Source organism: Comamonas sp. SY3 (assembly GCF_041730275.1).
Lineage (GTDB): Bacteria > Pseudomonadota > Gammaproteobacteria > Burkholderiales > Burkholderiaceae_C > Comamonas > Comamonas sediminis.
The window spans coordinates 66,426-88,444 of sequence record NZ_JBGTYN010000016.1 but is presented as its reverse complement, the minus strand read 5'-3'; the positions used below and the strand labels follow the sequence as shown (position 1 = coordinate 88,444).

Genomic DNA, 22,019 nt, shown 5'->3' with positions numbered 1-22,019 from the left:
TTGACACAAGGACCTTCTGATGCGCCACTGGCAAACCACCCGCTTTCGTATCGATCTGACCCAGCCGCAGGTGATGGGCATCGTCAATGTCACGCCGGATTCGTTCTCGGATGGCGGCAGCCACGAGGGCGTCTCTGCCGCAATGATCCATGCGGAAAAGCTGCTGGCCGATGGCGCACATATTCTGGATATCGGCGGTGAATCGACCCGCCCTGGCAGCCCTGCGGTGCCGCTGGAGGAAGAGTTGCGCCGGGTGCTGCCGGTGGTGAAGGCGGCCGTGGCCCTGCAGGTGCCGGTCTCCGTCGATACCTACAAGCCCGAGGTGATGCAGGCAGTGCTGGACCTGGGCGCCGACATCATCAACGACATCTGGGCGCTGCGCCAGCCAGGCGCGCAGGCCGTGGTGGCCCGCCATGCGCAGTGCGGCGTCTGCCTGATGCACATGCATGCCAACCCCCAGACCATGCACCAGCAGCACATGGCGCAGGAGGGTGATGTGACGGCCGAGGTGCTGGACTTTTTGCAAAGCCATACCCGCAGCCTGGAGGCACTGGGCGTGCAGGCCGAGCGCATCGTCTGGGATGCCGGCACCGGCTTTGGCAAAAGCCCGGGCCAGAACTTTGCGTTGCTGCAGCAGCAGCCGCGCCTGGCTGCGGCGGGCTACCCGCTGCTGGCAGGCTGGTCGCGCAAGGGGTCGCTGGGCAAGGTGACGGGGCGTGTGGTGGGCGAGCGCATGCCCGCCAGCATTGCGGCCGCGCTGTTGTCCGTGGAGCATGGCGCCGCCATTGTGCGCGTCCATGACGTGCGCGAGACCTGCGATGCGCTGGCCGTGCTGCAGGCCATGCGCGCACCGCATGCGCTGGATGCACAGGGCTGACCCGGTTTGCGGATGACACAGTGGGCCAGGCGCTACACTGCTAAGCGCCATGCACCGCCGATGGCACCGCTTGACTTTCTCCCTCGCCCTCCACAACAAAGAACACTATGGCACGACAGTATTTTGGAACCGATGGCATCCGTGGCACGGTAGGCAAGCCGCCGATCACCCCTGATTTTGTATTGCGCCTGGGCCATGCGGTGGGCCGGGTGCTGCGCCGCGAGCAGGAGCGGCCCACCGTGCTGATTGGCAAGGACACCCGCATCTCGGGCTATATGCTCGAAAGCGCGCTGGAGTCGGGTCTCAATTCGGCCGGCGTCGATGTGGTGCTGCTGGGGCCTTTACCGACCCCCGGCGTGGCCTACCTGACACGCGCCCAGCGCGCCAGCCTGGGTGTCGTCATCAGCGCCAGCCACAATCCCTTTGACGACAACGGCATCAAGTTCTTCAGCGCCGAAGGCGCCAAGCTGCCCGACAGCTGGGAAGAGTCGGTGGAAGCTGCGCTGATGGAGGGTTTTGACTGGGTGCCCTCGGCAGCGCTGGGCAAGGCCCGCCGTCTGGACGATGCGCCTGGCCGCTACATCGAGTTCTGCAAGAGCACCTTTGACCACCGCCTGACCTTGCGCGGGCTGAAGATCGTCGTCGATGCCGCGCACGGCGCCGCCTACCATATTGCCCCCAAGGTGTTCCACGAGCTGGGGGCAGAGGTCATCACCATCGGCTGCCATCCCGATGGCCTCAACATCAACCACGATGTCGGGGCAACCCACCCCGATGCACTGGTGCGCTCGGTGCGCTCCAATGGCGCCGATCTGGGGGTGGCACTGGATGGCGATGCCGACCGGTTGCAACTGGTCGATGCCAAGGGGCGGCTGTACAACGGCGACGAGCTGCTGTATCTGATGGCGATGGACCGTCTGCGCCGTGGCAAGAAGGTACCAGGCGTGGTAGGCACCTTGATGACCAACCTGGCGGTCGAGGCAGCGTTGCAAAAGCAAGGCGTGGAGCTGGTGCGTGCCAAGGTGGGTGACCGCTATGTGCTCGAAGAGCTGCAGCGCCGCAACTGGGTGCTGGGCGGTGAGAGTTCGGGCCACCTGTTGGCGCTGGACAAGCACACCACCGGCGACGGCCTTGTCAGTGCATTGCAGGTGCTGCAGGCCTGTGTGAGCCGCAACCAGAGCGTGGCCGAGCAGCTCGACGGTGTGAGCCTGTGCCCCCAGGTGCTGCTCAATGTGCGCTTGCAGCCGGGGCAGGACTGGCGCCGCAACACCCAGCTGGCCGAGCTGGAACGCAGCATCACCGCCGATTTTGCCGGTCAGGGCCGGGTGCTGATCCGCCCCAGTGGCACCGAGCCGCTGCTGCGGGTGATGGTGGAGGCTTTTGATGCGGCCCGGGCCAGCCGCTGCGCCGAGCAGCTGGCAGAAGTGGCGCGGCAGTCCTGAGCCCCGTAGGGCGAAGGGCCCAGTGGTGTGCAGTTGTGACATTTTTAATAAACGTGTAATGCACTGAACATCTTGCTGTCATGTGTGGATATGACACTGAAGTCGCTCTGTACCAGCCCGTAAGCACAGGCCCCGCAAGGAGGCCAGTCAGCATCGCCGGGCGGCAGGGCGCTACAGGAGCTCTGCCATGCACAACAAACACAGCTTTTTCAGCGCATCCGAGACCGCCCTTGTCACGACCCCGGCGCCCCCGCAGCAGGCGCCCATGCCGGTGCCCGCTGCAGCACCCCAGCCACTGGAGATCGAGGTTTCCTGGGCCTGCCACCTCGACGAGGTGCGCGAAGCCCAGCGCCTGCGCCACCAGATCTTTGCCGGCGAGATGGGGGCGCAGTTGCAAACCAGCCTGGAAGGCCATGATGTAGACGCCTTTGACGACTACTGCGAGCACCTGCTGGTGCGCCAATGCCAGAGCAGTCAGGTGATCGGCACCTACCGCCTGCTGACGCCCGCCCAGGCGCTGCGGGCCGGCCGCACCTATTCGGACGGCGAGTTTGACCTCAGCGCCATTGATGCATTGCGCCCGCGCATGGTCGAGCTGGGCCGCAGCTGCGTGCATCCGGACTACCGCCAGGGCGGCGTGATCATGGCGCTGTGGGGTGCGCTGGCCAGCTTCATGCTGCGCAACAAGCTCGATGTGATGATGGGCTGCGCCAGCATTCCGATGTGGCACAACGGCATTGTCAGCGGTGACGCCGCCGCCAGCATCTGGCGCCAGCTGCTGGCCAAGGGCCAGATTTCGAGCGAGTACCGTGTGGTGCCGCACCTGCCGCTGCCGCTGGAGCAGCTCAACGACCGGGTGGATGTCGAGCCGCCAGCGTTGATCAAAGGCTACCTGCGGGTGGGCACCGAGGTGATTGGCGCCCCTGCCTGGGATCCGGACTTCAACACCGCCGATCTGCCGATGCTGATGCAGCTGGACCGCCTGCCTCCACGCTACCGCAAGCACTTCCTGGGTTGATGGGGGCAGCCGGTTGCGGGCGCTCCCAAGCCTGTAGCACCAGACGCCTGGTGCAAGTGACGGTTCACGTTGTGGGGCCATACCACGGTGGCAACGTAGGCCTACTGACGCGATGTAAATAAGCCTAGTGGAAAGTCCTCATAATCAAAACACTGCTGGTGGTACAGGCAGTGTTTTTTGCTATCCAAAGGACTTATGGTGAGCTCTCTCTCGCAATCCCCACAATCGCCGATTACCTTGCTGGTATTCAATCCCATGGCTGAGCCGCTGCTCGAGCAGATCCGTGCGTATGCCCAGGTGGTGTATGCGCCAACGCCCGAACTGCGTGCCAGCGCCGTGGCTTCGCACGGCAGCCAGGCACAGGCGGTGCTGACCATCGGCTCGATTGGGCTCACGGCCGAAGAGATTGCCCAGATGCCCCAACTGCGCCTGGCCTGCACCTTGGGGGCGGGCTACGAAGGGCTGGCGCTGGATGCGCTGCGCGCACGAGGTATTGTGCTGGCGACCGGGGCGGGCACCAATGACACCAGCGTGGCCGACCACAGCTTTGGTCTGATCCTGGCATCGATGCGCAATTTCCGCACATTGGACCAGCAAGCCCGTGCCGGTGTGGACCGCTATAGCCTGGCCCATCCGCCCAGCGTGTCGGGCAAGAAGCTGGGGATCCTGGGGCTGGGCCATATTGGTCTGAAGATCGCCAGGCGGGCCGAAGGTTTTGACATGCCGGTGGGCTACCACAACCGCCAGCTCAAGGCGGGCGTGGCCCACCGCTATTTCGACTCGCTCCATGCGCTGGCCAGCTGGGCGGATATCCTGGTCTGCGCCACGCCGGGCGGCCCCGGCACCAAGCATCTGGTCAATGCCCAGATTCTGCAGGCGCTGGGCCCCAACGGTTACCTGATCAATATTGCGCGCGGCTCGGTGGTCGACACGCTGGCACTGGCTGCCGCCTTGAAGGACGGCACCATCGCAGGCGCCGGCATCGATGTGTACGAAAGCGAGCCGCACCGCCCTGAGCCGCTGGTCGATCTGCCCAATATCCTCATCACGCCCCATGTGGCCGGCTGGTCACCCGAGGCCACCCAGGCGAGCCTGGAGCAGTTCATCGGCAACCTGACCGGGGTGTTCTCCGGCAAAGGCGCTGTAGCGCCTGTCGACCTGGGCGCTTGAGCGGCAAAAACACCCGGGCCGTTGCCGGCCTGGGTGTACAGCGCATTTATTTGGCGGCGATGCCCAGCGCCTGCTTGAACTGGAAGGTATACGGCGTCTTCTGCCAGGCCAGCACTTCCTCTTCCAGCAGATAGGCCGATTGGGGGAACTGCTCGGCCCAGCCTGCGGCAACCTTGAGCGACCATTTTTCGGTCTTGTCGCGCAGACAAACCTGGTCGAGCGCCGGGTCGCGGCGTGCATGGCACAGCAGGGTGGCCAGGCGCAGGCACAGCAGCTCCAACGCAAAATCGCGGTCTTGCAGAAAGGCCTCGACCTTGCGCAGCTTGCCATGTTGGGCCAGCACCAGCGCTGCCAGATGGGACAGCTCGGTCTGCGTAAAGCCGGGCACATCGCTGTGGCCCAGCACATAGGCGCCGTGGTGGTGGTGGTCGGTATGGGAGATCAGGCAACCGATCTCATGGAGCTGGCTGGCCCAGTCCAGCATCGGCGATTGCAGCTCGGCCGGCTCGGTGGCACCTGCGTAGCGGCGCGCCTGTTCGTACAAGGCTGCCGCAGTGCGCTGCACGCGGCCTGCCTGCGTGCGGTCCACCTGGTAGCGTTCCTTGAGCGCGGCAATCGTGCGGTGGCGGATATCGCTGAACTCCTCGTGCTGCACCATGTCGCGCAGCAGGCCCTGGCGCAGCGCGCCGCTGGCGATGCGCAGCTCCTGGATCTGCAGCAGGTCAAACACTGCGCAAAGCACGGTCACGCCGCCGCCAATGACTGCACGGCGCTCTTCCTTGAGGCCTTCCAGCCGCAGCTGGCTGGCGTTGCCCGCTGCCAACAATTGCTCGCACAGCCAGTGCAACTGCTCGCGCGTCACCACATCGGGGTGGCCGCCGTACAGTGCAAGCACATCGGCAATGGCGTTGGCGGTGCCCGAGGTGCCATAGGCGCTGTCCCAACTGCCGGGCACAAAATGGTGGGCTGCTTCTTCCATGACGGCCTGGGCCGCAATCTGCGCGGTCTTCAGCGCTGATTTGCTGAACTCGCCTTGCGGAAAATAGCGCAGCGACCAGGCAACGCTGCCGACCGGAAACGAGGCGACACGCTGCGAGGTATAGCGCTGGCCCAGAATCAGCTCGGTGGAGCGGCCACCAATGTCGACGACCAGACGCCGCTCGTCGGACGGGGGCAGGGAATGGGCCGCGCCCTGGTAGATCAGGCGCGCTTCCTCGGGCCCGGAGATGATGCTGATCGGGTAACCCAGAATCTGGTTGGCGCGCTGGATGAAGACGTCGCTGTTGCGCGCCTCGCGCAAGGTCTGCGTGGCTACGGCTCGCACATGTGCGGCGGGAAAGCCGGCCAGCCGCTCGGCAAAGCGCGCCAGGCAGTCCCAGCCGCGCTGCATTGCCTCGGCGGTCAACATGCCTTGCTCATCCAGCCCGGCGCCCTGGCGTACCATTTCCTTGAAATATTGCACGCGTTCAATATGGCCCGCCGCATAGCGGCCCACTTCGAGGCGGAAACTATTTGATCCCAGATCCACGGCGGCAAGCAAGGTGCCATCAAGCATAAGTGTCGTCATCTATCGGTTCTGCAGTCCAGGCAGGCAGCATAGCACCAGGGGACCGTCAGCAAGGCCTGCCATGGTCCGAACGAGGCCCCGGGCGATTCGCTGCATTGTCTTTCTTGCCCATAGTTCACGATGGACTGCAAAAGGCGGCTTGCGTCTCATCCCGATCCGCGTCCATCCCGCTAGGCGATGGCTGTGTACGGGATCCCTCGGCTCCTGTACCTGCGTTGTACAGCGGCATGCTGACAAAACTTAAAAGTAAGTCTTTCGCGTGACTCTAATATGACAATCCTGTGCGGCGTTGTTGTGTGACATCGACCTCCGTACGAGGCAAAGATGACGAAAAATGTCATATCAATGTCACATACCTTTTTTACAGTTCACTCCATTGCGTTTCATCACCAACAGGAGTTTTCATGAAAGTGTCCGCGATTCGAGTGCTGGTTGCCGGTCTGGTTGCCGCCGGTGCATTTGCCCAGGTTCACGCCCAGGAGGCTACCGGTGCCGGCGCAAGCTTCCCAGCGCCCCTGTATTCCAAGTGGGCCGCTGACTACAACAAGGCGACGGGCGTCAAGATCAACTACCAATCGGTGGGTTCGAGCGCAGGCATCAAGCAGATCGATGCCAAGACGGTGGACTTTGGTGCCTCCGACATGCCTTTGAAGGACGAAGAGCTGGCACAAAAGGGTCTGGTGCAGTTCCCCACCGTGATCGGCGGCATTGTGCCCGTGGTCAACATCAAGGGCATTGCGCCCGGTCAGCTCAAGCTCAACGGCCAGGTGCTGGGCGACATCTACCTGGGCAAGATCACCAAGTGGAATGACCCAGCGATCACCGCGCTGAACCCAGGCGTGGCTCTGCCAGACGCCACCATCGCTCCCGTGCGCCGTGCTGACGGCTCGGGCACGACCTTTGGCTTCACCAACTACCTGTCCAAGGTCAACACCGAGTGGAAGGAAAAAGTGGGTGAGGGCGCTGCCGTGAACTGGCCTACCGGTGCCGGTGGCAAGGGCAACGAAGGCGTGGCCGCGTATGTGGGCCGCCTGCCCAACTCCATCGGCTATGTCGAGTACGCCTACGTCAAGCAAAACAAGATGGTGTTCGCCCAGCTGCAAAACGCCGACGGCCACTTTGTCAGCCCGGAGAGCGCCAACTTCAAGGCCGCTGCTGCCGGTGCGGACTGGAACAAGAGCTTCTACCAGATCTTGAACAACCAGCCTGGCAAGGATGCATGGCCCATCACCTCGGCGACCTTCATCCTGATGCGCAAGCTGCAGGAAAAGCCAGCCCAGGGCACCACTTCGCTGAAGTTCTTCGAGTGGGCCTACACCTCCGGTGACGGCACGGCGGACGGCCTGGACTACGTGCCAATGCCTGCCAGCGTCAAGGACATCATCTACAAGTCCTGGGGCGAGATCAAGGACGCCAGCGGCAAGGCTGTGTTCGCGAAGTAAGTCGAAAATAGGAGGGGCCGCTCGGGTAGCGGCCCTTTCCCACACTGAATGGAATCACAAGTGTCGACATCCTTTCCTGTTCAAAACAAAACGGTTGCCGCCGGCAAAGCGCAGATGCAATCGAGCCAACCTCCATCGCGCAAGCCATGGCTTTCCAACTCCGTCGCTGACGGCTTTTTTGCGTTCCTGGCGCGCGGTGCAGCGGTGCTGACCTTGGGTCTGCTGCTGGCCATCATGGTTTCGCTGATCGTTGGCGCCTGGCCAGCCATCCGCGAATACGGCATCGGATTTTTCTTCAGCAGTGAATGGGATCCTGTCCAGAACCGCTATGGCGGTCTGGTGATGATCTACGGCACCTTGGCCACCTCGTTTATCGCGCTGCTGATTGCAGTGCCTGTCAGCTTTGGCATTGCGCTGTTCCTGACCGAGCTGTCGCCCGTCTGGCTCAAGCGCCCGCTGGGTACCGCCATTGAACTGCTCGCTGCCGTGCCATCGATCGTCTACGGCATGTGGGGTTTGATGGTGTTTGGCCCCTTGCTGGCCACTTATGTGCAGCAGCCGCTGCAAAACCTGTTTCAAGGCGTTCCTTATCTGGAAGCCTTCTTCTCCGGCCCGCCGGTCGGTATCGGTATTTTCTCGGCCGGTGTCATCCTGGCCATCATGGTCATCCCCTTCATCGCATCGGTGATGCGCGATGTGTTCGAGGTCACCCCTGCGCTGCTCAAGGAGTCGGCCTATGGCCTGGGCTCGACCACCTGGGAAGTGATGTGGAAGGTCGTGCTGCCCTACACCAAGACCGGTGTATTCGGTGGCGTGATGCTGGGCCTGGGCCGCGCGCTGGGCGAGACCATGGCCGTCACGTTCGTGATCGGCAACATGAACCAGCTCAACTCGCTGTCGGTCTTCGAAGCGGCCAACAGCATCACCTCGGCCCTGGCCAACGAGTTCGCCGAGGCCGGTGAAGGCCTGCACCAGGCATCGCTGATCTACCTGGGCCTGGCGCTGTTCTTCATTACATTCATCGTGCTGGCATGCTCCAAACTGCTGCTGAGCCGCCTGCAAAAGAACGAAGGAGCCCGCGCATGACCACCGGAGAAAGCTTGATCCAGGCCTCGGACCTGGCCGCCCAGCGCGCCGCCAAGTACCGCGTGCGCAACCGCGTCAACAAGATCGCCATCGCGCTGTCGCTGGCAGCCATGGCCTTCGGCGTGTTCTGGCTGGTCTGGATTTTGTGGGAAACCCTGCGCCTGGGCGTGGGCGGGCTGAGTGTGGCACTGCTCACCCAGATGACGCCTGCCCCCAATGAAATCGGCGGTATCGCCAATGCCATCTGGGGCTCGCTGGTGATGGTGACCTTGGCCACCTTCGTCGGCACGCCGATCGGCGTGATGGCCGGTATCTACCTGGCCGAGTACAACAAGACCGGCTGGCTCGCGTCGGTGACGCGCTTTGTCAACGACATTCTGCTGTCGGCGCCGTCGATCGTGATCGGTCTGTTTGTCTACACGATGATCGTCATCCGCTTCAAGAGCTTCTCCGGTTATGCCGGCGTGGTGGCGTTGGCGCTGATCGTGATTCCGGTGGTCATTCGCACCACCGAGAACATGCTGATCCTCGTGCCATCGAGCTTGCGCGAAGCCGCCTACGCACTCGGTACGCCGAAGTGGAAGGTCATCAGCATGGTGACCCTGCGTGCAGCCCGCGCAGGGGTGATCACCGGTGTGCTGCTGGCCGTGGCCCGCATCGCCGGTGAAACCGCTCCGCTGCTGTTCACCGCCCTGAACAACCAGTTCTGGAACACCGACCTGTCCAAGCCGATGGCGAGCCTGCCGGTCACCATCTTCAAGTTTGCGATGAGCCCTTATGAAAACTGGCAGCAACTGGCCTGGGCAGGCGTCTTCCTGATCACGCTGGCCGTGCTGGGTCTGAACATCCTTGCGCGCAGCATGGCGCGCCAAAAATAAGCATTCACAGGTGAACCCTATGTTGACGAAAACCAATGCGGCAAATGCCAGTGCACTGAACTCCAAGATCTCGGTGCGGGACCTGAACTTCTACTACGGCAAGTTCCACGCGCTCAAGAACATCAACCTGGAAATCCCGGAAAACAAGGTGACGGCCTTCATCGGCCCATCGGGCTGCGGCAAGTCGACCTTGCTGCGCACCTTCAACCGCATGTTCGAGCTCTACCCCGAGCAGCGCGCCGAAGGCCAGATCGTGCTGGATGGCGAGAACCTGCTGACCAGCAAGCAGGACGTGGCGCTGATCCGCGCCAAGGTCGGCATGGTCTTCCAAAAGCCCACGCCGTTCCCGATGTCGATTTACGACAACATCGCCTTTGGCGTGAAGCTGTTCGAAGACCTGGGCAAGAGCGACATGGAAGAGCGCGTGGAATGGGCGCTGCGCAAGGCCGCACTGTGGACTGAGGTCAAGGACAAGCTGGGTCAAAGCGGATCGGGCCTGTCCGGTGGCCAGCAGCAGCGTCTGTGCATTGCCCGCGGCATCGCGATCAAGCCCGAGGTGCTGCTGCTCGACGAGCCTTGCTCGGCACTCGATCCGATCTCGACCGCGAAGGTCGAGGAGCTGATTGCCGAGCTCAAGGACGACTACACCGTGGTGATCGTGACCCACAACATGCAGCAAGCCGCGCGTTGCAGCGACTTCACGGCCTACATGTACCTGGGCAGCCTGATGGAGTTCGGTGCGACCGAACAGATGTTCTTCAAGCCCCAGCGCAAAGAGACCGAAGACTACATCACCGGTCGCTTCGGCTGAGCCGGCGCGGCGATGCCAACCCCAACAACGAAAAGGGCCTGATATGACAGAAAAGCACCTCTCATCGCAGTTCGACAGCGAGCTCAACAGCATCTCCTCACGCGTGATGGAGCTGGGCGGTCTGGTCGAATCCCAGATCCAGCAGGCCATCTATGCGCTGTCGCAGTTCAGCACCGAGGCCGTCGTACGGGTAGAAGAACAGGAAAAGCGCGTCAACCAGCTGGAAGTGGACATCGACTACGAACTGTCGACGATCATTGCGCGCCGCCAGCCCACGGCCCGCGACCTGCGCCTGCTGATCGCGTTTTCCAAGGCCACGGCCAACCTCGAGCGCATGGGCGACGAAGCCCACAAGATGGCGCGCATGGTGGGATCCATCATCGACAGCGGTGCGGCCCGCTCGCTGCCGACGTCGGACCTGCGCGTGGCCGCCGAGCTGGCTTCGGGCCTGCTGCGCAAGACCTTGGACGCCTTTGCCCGCCTGGACACGGCAGCGGCCGTATCAATCCTCAAGGAGGACGACCTGATCGATGCCGAGTTCGATGGCTTTGTGCGCAAGCTGATCACCTACATGATGGAAGATCCGCGCAAGATCTCCCCGAGCCTGGACCTGCTGTTCCTGGCCAAGGCCATCGAGCGCATCGGCGACCACTCCAAGAATGTGGCCGAGCTCATCATCTACCTGGTCAAGGGCATTGATGTGCGCCACACCACGATGGACGAAATTGAATCGAGTGTTTTGTAAAGCCTGAGTTATGAAAAAACTGCCACGCGTACTCATTGTCGAAGACGAGCCCGCGATTGCCGAGCTGATCGCGGTGAACCTGCGGCACAACGGCTGCCTGCCCATCTGGGCAGAGGATGGTGATGCTGCACAGCGCGAACTGGACGCGGTGCTGCCCGATGTGATCTTGCTGGACTGGATGCTGCCGGGCCAAAGCGGCCTGTCGCTGGCGCGCAAATGGCGTGCCGATGCGCGCGTCAAGGGCATTCCGATCATCATGCTGACAGCGCGCGGCGATGAGCCCGACAAGATTGCCGGTCTCGATGCCGGTGCCGATGACTACATCACCAAGCCGTTCTCCACGCAGGAGTTGCTGGCCCGCATCCGTGCGGTGCTGCGCCGGCGCATTCCCGAGCAGGTCAACGACAGTGTGACGATTGGCGAGTTGGTGCTGGATGCGGCCACGCACCGCGTGACCTTCCAGGGTGAGCTGCTGAAGCTGGGGCCCACCGAGTTCAAGCTGCTGCACTTTCTGATGAAGCACGCCGAGCGTGTCCACTCGCGTTCGCAGTTGCTGGACAAGGTCTGGGGCGACCATGTGTTCATCGAGGAGCGCACCGTGGACGTCCACGTCAAGCGGCTGCGTGAGGCCCTGGGCGCTGCCAATGTGATGGTGGAGACCGTGCGTGGTGCCGGCTACCGCATCACCGGCCAGCCCCAGGCTTTGCAGCGCGCATAGCCTTGCACCGTGCCGGGGATGCGGAGATACTGCCGCATCCGGGCACCTTGGGTTTTGTGGAGGCTGCGCTGGTCGCAGCTTTTTTTTGTTTTTGAGCGTTAGGCCTGCATGCTGTTTCGCATTGTCAGTTTTTTGGTTTTTCAGGCCCTGGGCGCGGCCCTGGGATGGTGGCTGGGCCAGTGGCATGGCGCGCTGATAGCCGCCGTCATCGGTGCCTGGTGCTGGTTTGTCACGGATTTGTGGCGAGGTAACAAGGTGCTGGCATGGCTGAGGCGCGGTGACCCCGACAGTGCCCCGCAGCTGATGGGTATGTGGGGCGAGGCGGCCGACCGGGCGCGCCGGCTGGTGCGCCAGCTGCAGAAGAACGAGGCGCAGGCCGATGACCGGCTGCACCAGGTGCTGACGGCCATCCAGGCGTCACCCAACGGCGTGGTGCTGCTCGATGAACACAGCCATATCGAATGGTGCAACCAGACTGCATGCGACCACTTTGGCTTCAATCTGGAGCGTGACCACATGCAGGTGATTACCAACCTGGTGCGCGCGCCGGAATTCATCGGCTATTTCAACGCCAACAATTTCAGCAAGGATGTGGTGATGGTCAGCCCGGTCGTGCGTGCTGCCAGCCCGATGCGCATTTCGGTGCAGATGTTTCCCTACGGCGGCAACCGCAAGCTGCTGCTGTCGCGCGATGTCACCTCCCTGGAGCTGGCCGATGCGATGCGGCGTGACTTCGTGGCCAATGTATCGCATGAAATACGCACGCCGCTGACCGTGCTGACCGGCTTCATCGAGACCCTGCAGACCCTGCCGCTGAGCGCCGAAGAGCGCACCCAGTATCTGGGCTTGATGTCCAACCAGGCCCACCGCATGCAGGGGCTTGTGGTCGATCTGCTGACCCTGTCGCGCCTGGAAGGCAATCCGCCCCCCAGCCTCAACGAATGGGTCAGCGTCGGCAGCCTGCTCAAGCGCTGTGAGGAAGACGCCCATGGTCTGGCACGCATGATTGCCAAAGAGGGCGACAAGCCTTTGCAACTGTTCTTTCCAGATGCGAACGCGGAGGCGGGCGACTATGAGTTGGCAGGCGCGGGCAACGAGCTGCAAAGCGCGCTGTCCAACCTGGTCAACAACGCCGTGCGCTACACGCCGGCGGGCGGCGAGATCCGGGTGCAGTTCAGCCGCCAGCCCGATGGCTCGGGCCGGGTCAGCGTCACCGACACCGGCCCTGGCATTGCGCCCGAGCATATCCCGCGCCTGACCGAGCGTTTCTACCGCCTGGACCGCAGCCGCTCGCGCGACACCGGCGGTACCGGCCTGGGCCTGGCGATTGTCAAGCATGTGCTGCAGCGCCATGGCGCGCAGCTGCAGATCCGCAGCACGATCGGCAAGGGTTCGGAATTCAGCGTAGTGTTTCCGCCGTCGCGCGTGCGCAAGCAGCTCGCAGAAGAGCTGGTTTAACGGCCCTGGCGCACCGCGCGAGCGGTCACCCGGTGCAGCAGGACCAGGAAGCAGGCCGCAGCCAGCATCAGCGCACTGGCAGCGCACATCCAGAAGGCGATCGGCGAACCCATCGCCGCGTGGCCGGCGATGCCGTGGTAGGCGAGCTGAAAGCCGCCCCACAGCCCTACACCCCAGAGCAGGCTGCAGTACACCAGCAAAGGGGTGACGGTGATGCGGTAGCTGCGCAGCACAAAGATCGACACCGTCTGGCTGGCATCGGCCAGGTGGTAGAGGCTGACCCAGCCCAGCAGGCCCAGCGCAATGGCGGCCACCTCTGGCGTTGCGGTGTAGATCGGCACGATCCAGCCCTTGGTCAGCCAGACCAGCAGTGCCAGCGTAGCCGCCAGGCCCATGGCGCTGAACAGGCCCAGAAACACCACCTGGCGTGCCCGCGCCTCATCGCCTGCGCCGCGCCAGTAGCTGGCGCGCGCGCTGGTCGCAATGGCCAGCGACAGCGGCACCATGTACATCAGCGCGGTGACATTGGCCGCAATCTGGTGCGCGGCCGATGAGGCTGTGCCCATGCGCGCCACGTAGAGCGCCATCAGGGTGAACGAGGTGATCTCGACGAGGATCGACAGGCTGGCGGGCACGCCCAATTGCGCAAACTGTGCCAAGGTGGGCCAGTGCGGCCGCTCCAGGCGGCGCCAGATATCGGCCGGTGCATAGACGGACTGGCTGCGCAGCAACCACCAGCCCAGCGCGCAGAGCAGAAAATTGACCACAAAGGTGGCCCAGGCGCAGCCCAGCACGCCCATCGGCGCCAGGCCCAGGCCACCAAAGGTAAACCAGACGGACAGCGGCAGCTTGACGAGCAAGGACATGGCCTGCAGCCAGGTGACCATCTTGGGCTTGCCCAGCGACTGGCTCAGCGTGCTGAAGATGCGGAACAGCAGCGCTGCCGGCAGGCTCCAGCCGATGATGGCCAGGTAGCTTTTGACCAGCGCTTGCAGCTCTTGCGGCACCTCGGTCCAGCGCAGGATCGGTGCGGGGTTGAACAGCACGGCCCAGCCCAGCAAGGTGGCGGCCAGGCAGATGTAGAGCGACTGGCGCAGCGAGGCGCCAATCTCGGCATGGCGGCGCGCACCGTGCATCTCCGACCAGATCGGCATCAGCGCCTGCAGCAGGCCCATCAGCGAGACGTAGACCGTCACAAAGATGGCCGAGCCCACCGACAGTGCCGCCAGCGAGGCCTCGGCATGGCGGCCGGCGACGATGGTGTCGACGACGCCAAAGCCCATCACGGCAATCTGGCCGACAAACACCGTCCCCGCATGCTTGGCCAGCACCCGCATATCGCGGCCTGCCAGCAGGCGCGTCCAACTCTCCCGCATGCACACCCTCAATTCGCTTGACGACGGTAGATGACGATCTCCGCGTTCTTGTCGGTCGGACGGGCCACCGCAGCCAGGCGCTGCCACTCAGGGCCCAGCACCTCGTTGCTCGGGGTGCGCTGTGACTCCAGCGGCATCGCCAGCCAGTTGCAGGATGCGCTGGCCGGGTCGGTCAAGGTCTTGAGCTGCCAGCCGCCCTGGGCCTGCAGGGCCACAATCTGCGAACGGCTCAGGCCCCAGGCGGCCACACAGCCCGCCGATGCGGGCGGCGGCAGCACCTTGGCCAAGGCCTGCACCTGGGCGGTGTAGCTGCGGCCATAGTCCAGCATCGGCATCCAGATGCTCATCAGCAAGATCCAGCTGAGCACGGTGCCGCCGGCCGGCAGCACCAGGCTGCGCCAGATCTCGGGCCGGTTGCGGCGGGCACGCCAAAAGGCCAGCGCGCACCAGGCCAGCGTGGCCAGCACGGCCATGACAAACTGGGGCAGCGAGAACTGGGCGACGAAATCGGGAGCAATGCGCGCCACGTTGGCCGCTGGCTTGGCCGGCGTACCGGTGTAGACCGCCAACCAGATCACCCAGATAGTGATGGCCGCTGCGCTGAAAAAGAGGAGGGTGAACCAGTCGATCAGCGCTGCCATTGCGCGGCGGAAGGTAGGCAGCGCAAAGGCGGCCAGCGCGGCAAACGCGGGCAGGCCCAGCAGCAGCGCGCGGTCCGATGGCGTGGTGATGACGGTATTGACCAGCGCCAGGGCGCCCAGCAGGATCGGCAGCCACAGATGGCGGTGCACAAAGCGCCAGTCAGCCACCTGGCGGCGCCAGATCCACAGGGACCACAGCGCCAGCGGCCAGGCCGGCCAGACATACCAGACCACCAGTTCGAACAGCGGGCGCAGCTGGCGGAAGTTCTCGGCCGGCAGAATGCGCCACTGCCACTGGTGCAGATAGACGGCCAGCAGCAACGCAGCCACGCCCAGGATGGCGAACACGCCCGCCGCCTGCAGGCTGCGCGCGCGCAGCTTGGCATCCACCGGGGTCAAGGCCAGAATCAGGGCCACACCCAGACCCAGACAGACCGCGTAGGTGGGTGCGCCACTCAGCGCCAGCATCACCAGGCCTATCGCACCGACGCACAGCGGCGTGGCAAAGCGGATCGGAATGCAAGCGGCGGCGTAGAACACGAAACAGACGCCCGACAGTTGCACCACATAGCTGCTGGCTTCGTGCGAAGGCTGGGCCAGGCCCAGGCAGGCAATCAGTGCGAGCAGGCCGCCATCGGCCATCGCGCGCGCATAGTCAATCTCGTTGGCTTCGCCACCAAAGGCAAAGGCCACCGGGCCAGCGCCCGGGCTGCGCGCCAGGTAGTACACCGCATACCAGGTGGCCATCAGCGCCAGCCAGAGCAGCGCGGCAAACGGCAGGCGGCTGGCCAGCTCGGGCGACATGACGTCTCCAAAAGCCTGGATCGCCCAGGCGCCCAGCCAGTAGGGAATCAGGCCTTCGGTGTCCGGGCTCAAGCCCAGAATCTCTGGTGCCAGCCACGGTGTCCGTCCCTCCGCTAAGGCCAGCGCGTAGCCATAGCTGGTGATGTCCAAGGTCTTCCAGGGCGCGCGGGCCACAAAGCCGGGCACCACATAGGCCAAGCACAGCAGCAGCAGAAGTGCACGCGGCAGCGGACGGACAGCAGCTTGGGAGACGATGGCAGGGGTCGGAAAATTCACACCGGGGTACCAGAGGTGGCAAGGCTCAGCAGCTTATCAGGCCCTGCGCCAGAAATGTAGGAGAACCGCGCATCGCCTGCGGGTCAATCAACGGGGCAAATAAAAAAAGGCAGCACGTTTTCGCACTGCCTTTTGCTTTGCAAGACAAAAGGGCGCTGGGCTTTGCAGCCGCACCCTTTGGAGCCTGCAAATTACTTCTTGCCGAAACGGTTGCGGAAACGCTCCACACGGCCGCCCATGTTGTCCACCGACTTTTGGGTGCCGGTGTAGAAAGGGTGCGACTCAGACGAGGTATCCAGCTTGAACAGCGGGTATTCCTTGCCTTCGAAGGTTTCGGTTTCCTTGGTGTTCACGCAGGAGCGGGTCACAAACTTGAAGCCGTTGGACAGGTCCACGAACAACACTTCGCGGTAGTCTGGGTGAATGCCTTCTTTCATGATTCTTCCTTAGGTCAAGTGCGGGAGCCGTGCCAAGCCGGATGCAACCTCTGCATCCCAGTAAACTGGGCGTACTTTCCGCAATAAAAGCCCTCCATTATTGCATATGGTGGCTTTGTGTGCTGCAAAACCTCTGGTTTCAGTCGGCTGATGGGTGGCCGGCCTGAGGCTGAAGCATTGCAGCGCTCGGATTGACAGGGCTTGAGGCCTGCTGGCACCCCACACGATGGCTGCCCGGCGCCACCGGAAAAAACTGCAGCCGGGCACACGAATCTGTTCAGAACCGGCGATCGCGCTTTGGCGGGCTCTGTCGCCCGGGCGGGGCAGATGGTGGCGGCGCAGCACCCAGCCGGCCCAAAAGGGCACAACGCAGGCAGCCATCGGCGGGGCACCGGGCGTCGAGGAATGGATCCAGCGGACAACGGACTGCGCGTACCGTAGCCACCGACTAGCCGCATGTCCCGCAGATTCTGAGGGCCCCTTTGGCCGGACGCCGATAACAGGGGGGCGGTGGCCACTGGGAGGGCACAGCGGGTCAGTGCAGATTTGCGACCAGTAACTTGCGCTTATCGTTTTATAAGTAGGTGTTTTATCTGGTCATCGAATGTCCATAGAAATTACAAACTAATCCCAATATTTGACACCAGACTGCAGGCTTGTTTCAAGACTTCTGCTCGCGCGGCGATGGCTGCACTAGCGGGGGACCTAGGCAGGGAGGGAGCAGGGGTGTCCAAACGCAATGGGGTGTTAGTGGCAGCGCTGGTTGCCGCAGGTGTGCTGGTGGCGGGCTGCTTCTGGTTGTCGGCCAGGTCGTCAACTGCGCCGTTGTACGCTACGGCAATGGTGACCACCGCAGACCTGCGCCAGACCGTGTTGGCCGTGGGCCGTCTGCGTGCGAAGGAGCTGGTGGCCGTCGGTGCGCAGGTTTCCGGCCAGGTTCAGCATTTGCATGTGGCGCTGGGCCAGCAGGTCAAGGCCGGCGACTTGATTGCCGAGGTCGATGCACAGCCCCAGCAGGTGGCGCTGAGCAATGCCCGGGCGGCGCTGGCATCGCTGCAGGCGCAGTTGGCGGCCCGCGAGGCTGCCAGGCTGCAGGCGCAACTGGGTTACCAGCGCGAGCAAATGCTGCTGCAAGGCGAGGCGACCGCCCAGGCCACCTACGAGGCTGCCAAGGCCGCGTTGGTGACTGCCCAGGCGGAGGTGCGTTCGCTCGGCGCGCAGATCGAGCAGGCACGGTTGCAGGTGGAGACGGCACGCATCAACCTGGGCTACACGCGCATCGTTGCGCCGATGGACGGCATGGTGGTGGCGGTGGTCACCAAGCAGGGCCAGACCCTCAACGCCTTCCAGACCACGCCCAATATCGTGATGCTGGCCAAGCTCGATGTGATGACCGTGAGGGCGGAAATATCGGAGGCCGACGTGCACAAGATTGCGCCCGGCCAGGCGGTGACATTTACCACCCTGGGCCAGCCCGGAGTGGCCCACCAGGCGACGGTTGAACGGGTCGAGCCCGCGCCGGAATCCATCGTCAACGATGTGGGTGCAGGCGTCAGCCCCGGCGGCAACGAGGGTGCCGCGACACGGGCGGTTTACTACAACGCGCTGTTCGATGTGGCCAACCCGGATGGGCAATTGCGACCGTCGATGACGGTACAGGTGAGCATTCTGGTGGATGAGGCGCTACAGGCGCTGCAGGTGCCCAATGCCGCATTGGGGGCACGAGATGCGGAGGGTTTGTACAGCGTGCGGGTGCGCGATGCGGCAGGCGGTGTGGCCAGCCGGCAGGTGCGCATCGGCTTGCAGACCCATTCGCAGACGCAGGTGCTGGAGGGGCTGGCGCCAGGCGAAGAGGTGGTGCTGGGCGAGGCCTTGCCCAGTGAGTGGCCGGCCAGCGGGCTGCTGGGGTTCTGAGATGCGCACTGCACTTCTGGAGATGCGCTGCCTGCGGCGCGAGTTCCCGGCCGGCGATGGCGCGGTGGCGGTGCTCAAGGACATCAACCTGCGCATTGATGCCGGAGAGATGGTGGCCATCGTCGGTGCCTCGGGTTCGGGCAAGTCGAGCCTGATGAATATCCTGGGCTGTCTGGACCGTGCCACGAGCGGCAGTTACTGCATTGCCGGGCGCGATGTATCGGCACTGGCGCCCGATGCGCTGGCAGCGCTGCGCCGCGAGAGCTTTGGCTTCATCTTTCAGCGCTACCACCTGCTGGCTGATCTATCGGCCCAGGGCAATGTCGTACTGCCAGCGGTCTATGCGGGCCTGGCCACGGTGGACCGCCAGGCGCGGGCCCAGGCGCTGCTCGAGCGCCTGGGTCTGGCAGACCGCATGCAGCATCGGCCAGCGCAGCTCTCCGGAGGCCAGCAGCAGCGTGTGTCGATTGCCCGGGCGCTGATGAACGGCGGCACCGTGATTTTGGCGGACGAGCCCACCGGTGCGTTGGACAAGGCCAGCGGCCAGGAGGTCATGCGTATTCTGCAGGAGCTCCATGCCGACGGCCACACCGTGATTCTGGTGACCCATGACATGGGCGTGGCCGCCCATGCCGAGCGCATCATCGAGCTCAGTGACGGTGAAGTGGTAGCCGACCGGCAACTGCGCCAGGCGCAGCCAAAGCAGCAGGCCAAGGCCATCGCTGCCCAACGTGGCAACTCAGCGCTGCCAGCCTGGAGTCATCGCCTGTTTGAGGCGATGCATATGGCGATGCGTGCGCTGGCAGCCCATCGCCTGCGCAGCTTTCTGACGATGCTGGGCATCATCATCGGTATTGCGGCGGTGGTCTTTGTCGTGGCGTTGGGGCGCGGCGCGCAGGACCAGGTGCTGGCCCAAATCGATAGCCTGGGTACGAGCACCTTGGAGATCTACCCCGGCCGGGATTTTGGCGACCCCAACGCCGGATCGGTGAACACCTTGGTCGCTGGCGATGTGCAGGCGCTGGCTGCACAAACCTATGTGGACAGTGCCTCTCCCAGCCTGTCGGTGCCAGTCACTGCCCTTTACAGAGAGCGTGCCGCGTCGGCCCAGATCAACGGCGTGGGCGCGGACCACTGGCGCGTGCTAGGGCTTCGGCTGGCCGCCGGACGTTTCTTCAACGAGGGTGAGGTCGAGCGCAATGCGCAGGTCACGGTCATCGACCAGCGGGCTGCGCGTGCGCTGTTTCCGCATCAGCCGTCGCCGTTGGGGGAGACTGTGCTGCTGGGCCGCATGCCGGCCGAGGTCATTGGCGTACTGGCACCGGAGACCCACAGCTTCGCAGGCCCCACGCCGAACTTTCTGGTGCCCTACACCGCCGTGTATGCACGCCTGGGCGGAAAACACCACCTCGACAGCATTCGCTTGCGCATTGCCGACACGGTGCCCCTCGAGGCGGCCCAACGGGCGGTGACGGCCTTGCTGACCGCGCGCCATGGCAGCCAGGATTTCTCTATTTTCAACGCCGACCAGATCCGCGAAGCGGTGAGCCGCACCGGCCGGGTGCTGACCTTGCTGATTTCATCCATCGCGGCGATTGCGCTGCTGGTCGGCGGCGTGGGGGTGATGAACATCATGCTGGTGTCGGTGACGGAGCGCACACGCGAGATCGGCGTACGCATGGCCATCGGTGCCCGCCAGTCGGACATCCTGCAGCAGTTTCTGATCGAGGCCGTGCTCGTATGCCTGGTGGGCGGTCTGCTGGGCATCGGGCTGGCGCTGGGTGTGGGTGCGCTGGTCAGCTTGCTGCATGCGCCGTGGCAGCTGTCGTTCAGCACCACCTCCATCGCGGGGGCAGTGGCCAGTGCGTCGCTGATCGGCATCGGCTTTGGCTTTTTGCCCGCGCGTGCGGCAGCGCGGCTCGATCCTGTCCAGGCACTGGCAAGGGACTGACCTATGCGGCGTACTACGTTATGGATCACCGTGTTGGCAGGCAGTGCGCTGGCAGGCTGTGCAGCGCCTGTCCGCACGCCCTATGTGCCGCCAGCAGTGGCCTTGCCCGCGCAGTTTGTGCATGCCGAACAAGAGGCGGCCGTTCCGCAGGAGCCGAGCTGGTGGCGCGCATTCGCTGACCCTCAGCTCGGTGCCTGGATCGATCTCGCGCTGGCGCGCAATAGCGACTTGGCTGCAGCCGCGATTCGCGTGCGGCGGGCTGCGCTGGAGGCGCAGCTGGCAGCGCGTGCGCTTGCGCCAACGCCGTCACTATCGCTGGCTGGCACTGCCACGCAGCCTTTGTCGGGTGATGCCCGGGGCCTCGCGACAAACGCCAATGCCCAGCTGGGGCTGAGCTGGGAGCTCGATCTTTTTGACCGTCTTGGCGCGCAGCGCGATGCTGCTGCATGGGAGGCGCAGGCCAGCCGTGAGGACCTGGATGCGGTGGCCCTGTCCATGGCCGGCTCTGTGGCCAATCTTTACTGGCAGATCGGATGGGCGAACGAACGCATCGGCCATGCGCAGCACAGCCTGGCCTATGCCCAGCGGGTGCAAGCCTTGGTGGCTTTGCGTTACCGCAGTGGCGCAGATTCTCGTCTGGCCTTGCGCGAGGCGGAGCAGGCGGTGGCGCAGCAGCAGGTGGCGCTCAGCCAGTTGGTGCAGAGCAGGGCAGAGCTGCGCCAGACACTGATGGTGCTCTTCAACGGCGCGCCGCCCGGTCTTGAGGCGGAGCCACCGCGCTTGCCGGCCACCGCCCTACCGCCTGTCAGTGCAGGGCTGCCAGCCGAACTGCTGGGCCGCCGGCCGGACCTGCGCGCGGCCGAGCTGCGGCTGCGGGCCGCACTGGCGTCCAGCGATGCCGCTGCAGCGCGCCTGTATCCGACGCTGTCGTTGACGGGGTCGCTGGGCACATCCAGCCAGGCACTGTTGCAGGTGCTGGCCAACCCTGTGGCCAGCTTGGGCGCCAACCTGAGCTTGCCCTTCCTCAACGCACGGGAGCTTGGCCTGGCTGCCGACATCGCCCGCACGCGCCATGAGGAGGCGGTACTGAATTTTGGCAAGACCCTCTATGGTGCGCTGGCCGAAGTCGACAAGGCGCTGTCGGCGCGCGCGCAACTGAGCCGCCAACTGGAATGGTTGCGCCGGGCGCTTGAAGAGAGCCAACAGATCGAGCGCCTCTACGCCATGCGCTACCGGGCCGGGCAGGCGCCGCTGCGTGAATGGCTCGATGCCCAGGAGCGCCTGCGCAGCAGTGAATTGGCCCATGGGTCGGCACGCCTGGCGCTGCTGCAAAGCCATCTGGCTTTGCAGCAGGCCTTGGGCGGCGGCGTGGGCGGCGTGGCTGGGGTCCTGAGCGCTGCGCCATGAA

Annotated in this window: 18 protein-coding genes; 14 read left to right on the top strand and 4 right to left on the bottom strand. The window is 64.1% G+C overall.

The genetic code is table 11. From position 1 onward, the window contains the following. Nucleotides 1–19: 19 nt before the first annotated feature. The 4 genes from folP to ACCQ08_RS18275 all read left to right on the top strand — a co-directional run bounded on the left by folP (nucleotide 20) and on the right by ACCQ08_RS18275 (nucleotide 4,507). A complete protein-coding gene (folP, locus tag ACCQ08_RS18290) occupies nucleotides 20–877 on the top strand; it encodes a dihydropteroate synthase (protein ID WP_373450586.1) in 858 nt (285 codons plus the stop codon). Nucleotides 878–984: 107 nt separating this feature from the next. Then, a complete protein-coding gene (gene glmM, locus ACCQ08_RS18285; protein WP_312408695.1) occupies nucleotides 985–2,319 on the top strand; it encodes a phosphoglucosamine mutase in 1,335 nt (444 codons plus the stop codon). Between the two features lie 265 nt (nucleotides 2,320–2,584). Continuing rightward, nucleotides 2,585–3,337, top strand: a complete 753-nt coding sequence (locus ACCQ08_RS18280) for a GNAT family N-acetyltransferase (RefSeq protein ID WP_373450592.1) — start codon at nucleotides 2,585–2,587, stop codon at nucleotides 3,335–3,337. Between the two features lie 195 nt (nucleotides 3,338–3,532). Further along, nucleotides 3,533–4,507 carry a 2-hydroxyacid dehydrogenase gene (locus ACCQ08_RS18275; protein ID WP_373450585.1) on the top strand — a complete coding sequence of 325 codons (975 nt, stop codon included), beginning with the start codon at nucleotides 3,533–3,535 and terminating at the stop codon, nucleotides 4,505–4,507. 46 nt (nucleotides 4,508–4,553) lie between these two features. Here the strand turns inward: ACCQ08_RS18275 and ACCQ08_RS18270 are convergent, their stop codons facing one another. After that, a complete protein-coding gene (locus tag ACCQ08_RS18270; RefSeq protein WP_373450584.1) occupies nucleotides 4,554–6,074 on the bottom strand; it encodes an exopolyphosphatase in 1,521 nt (506 codons plus the stop codon). A gap of 404 nt (nucleotides 6,075–6,478) precedes the next feature. Between ACCQ08_RS18270 and pstS the strand changes: the two genes are divergently transcribed. The 7 genes from pstS (at nucleotide 6,479) to phoR (ending at nucleotide 13,212) form a co-directional block, all read left to right on the top strand. Continuing rightward, complete coding sequence (gene pstS / locus ACCQ08_RS18265) at nucleotides 6,479–7,516, top strand: phosphate ABC transporter substrate-binding protein PstS (protein WP_239811616.1); 1,038 nt, start codon at nucleotides 6,479–6,481, stop codon at nucleotides 7,514–7,516. Between the two features lie 114 nt (nucleotides 7,517–7,630). Then, nucleotides 7,631–8,602 carry a phosphate ABC transporter permease PstC gene (gene pstC / locus ACCQ08_RS18260; protein ID WP_239811617.1) on the top strand — a complete coding sequence of 324 codons (972 nt, stop codon included), beginning with the start codon at nucleotides 7,631–7,633 and terminating at the stop codon, nucleotides 8,600–8,602. Continuing rightward, the gene (gene pstA / locus ACCQ08_RS18255) at nucleotides 8,599–9,480 is read left to right on the top strand and encodes a phosphate ABC transporter permease PstA (protein ID WP_239811618.1); all 882 of its coding nucleotides are present in this window, start codon (nucleotides 8,599–8,601) and stop codon (nucleotides 9,478–9,480) included. Before pstC ends, pstA begins: the two co-directional genes overlap by 4 nt. Before the next feature lie 19 nt (nucleotides 9,481–9,499). Beyond that, on the top strand, nucleotides 9,500–10,291 hold the full coding sequence (pstB, locus tag ACCQ08_RS18250; RefSeq protein ID WP_239811619.1) for a phosphate ABC transporter ATP-binding protein PstB: 792 nt from the start codon (nucleotides 9,500–9,502) through the stop codon (nucleotides 10,289–10,291). A gap of 43 nt (nucleotides 10,292–10,334) precedes the next feature. Further along, nucleotides 10,335–11,036, top strand: coding sequence for a phosphate signaling complex protein PhoU (gene phoU, locus ACCQ08_RS18245; protein ID WP_373450583.1), 702 nt, complete (start codon nucleotides 10,335–10,337; stop codon nucleotides 11,034–11,036). Between the two features lie 10 nt (nucleotides 11,037–11,046). Beyond that, nucleotides 11,047–11,754, top strand: a complete 708-nt coding sequence (gene phoB / locus ACCQ08_RS18240) for a phosphate regulon transcriptional regulator PhoB (protein WP_021026591.1) — start codon at nucleotides 11,047–11,049, stop codon at nucleotides 11,752–11,754. A 108-nt stretch (nucleotides 11,755–11,862) separates the two neighbouring features. Beyond that, nucleotides 11,863–13,212 (top strand): phosphate regulon sensor histidine kinase PhoR, encoded by a 1,350-nt coding sequence (phoR, locus tag ACCQ08_RS18235; RefSeq protein WP_312834389.1) that lies wholly within the window; start codon nucleotides 11,863–11,865, stop codon nucleotides 13,210–13,212. On the opposite strand, the gene ACCQ08_RS18230 is transcribed toward phoR, so the two are convergent. The 3 genes from ACCQ08_RS18230 to ACCQ08_RS18220 all read right to left on the bottom strand — a co-directional run bounded on the left by ACCQ08_RS18230 (nucleotide 13,209) and on the right by ACCQ08_RS18220 (nucleotide 16,746). After that, nucleotides 13,209–14,588: an MATE family efflux transporter gene (locus tag ACCQ08_RS18230; RefSeq protein ID WP_312834390.1), complete on the bottom strand. Its 1,380-nt coding sequence runs from the start codon at nucleotides 14,586–14,588 to the stop codon at nucleotides 13,209–13,211. The genes phoR and ACCQ08_RS18230 overlap by 4 nt on opposite strands. Before the next feature lie 8 nt (nucleotides 14,589–14,596). After that, nucleotides 14,597–16,309: a hypothetical protein gene (locus tag ACCQ08_RS18225; protein ID WP_239811623.1), complete on the bottom strand. Its 1,713-nt coding sequence runs from the start codon at nucleotides 16,307–16,309 to the stop codon at nucleotides 14,597–14,599. A gap of 191 nt (nucleotides 16,310–16,500) precedes the next feature. Next, nucleotides 16,501–16,746: a type B 50S ribosomal protein L31 gene (locus tag ACCQ08_RS18220; protein ID WP_021026595.1), complete on the bottom strand. Its 246-nt coding sequence runs from the start codon at nucleotides 16,744–16,746 to the stop codon at nucleotides 16,501–16,503. A gap of 726 nt (nucleotides 16,747–17,472) precedes the next feature. Between ACCQ08_RS18220 and ACCQ08_RS18215 the strand changes: the two genes are divergently transcribed. Genes ACCQ08_RS18215 through ACCQ08_RS18205 form a run of 3 tightly spaced genes read left to right on the top strand, consistent with a single transcriptional unit; the run spans nucleotide 17,473 to nucleotide 22,018 of the window. Further along, nucleotides 17,473–18,660, top strand: coding sequence for an efflux RND transporter periplasmic adaptor subunit (locus ACCQ08_RS18215; protein WP_373450582.1), 1,188 nt, complete (start codon nucleotides 17,473–17,475; stop codon nucleotides 18,658–18,660). A gap of 1 nt (nucleotide 18,661) precedes the next feature. Beyond that, on the top strand, nucleotides 18,662–20,611 hold the full coding sequence (locus tag ACCQ08_RS18210; protein ID WP_373450581.1) for a MacB family efflux pump subunit: 1,950 nt from the start codon (nucleotides 18,662–18,664) through the stop codon (nucleotides 20,609–20,611). 3 nt (nucleotides 20,612–20,614) lie between these two features. Continuing rightward, a complete protein-coding gene (locus ACCQ08_RS18205) occupies nucleotides 20,615–22,018 on the top strand; it encodes an efflux transporter outer membrane subunit (RefSeq protein ID WP_373450580.1) in 1,404 nt (467 codons plus the stop codon). Nucleotide 22,019 lies beyond the last annotated feature (1 nt).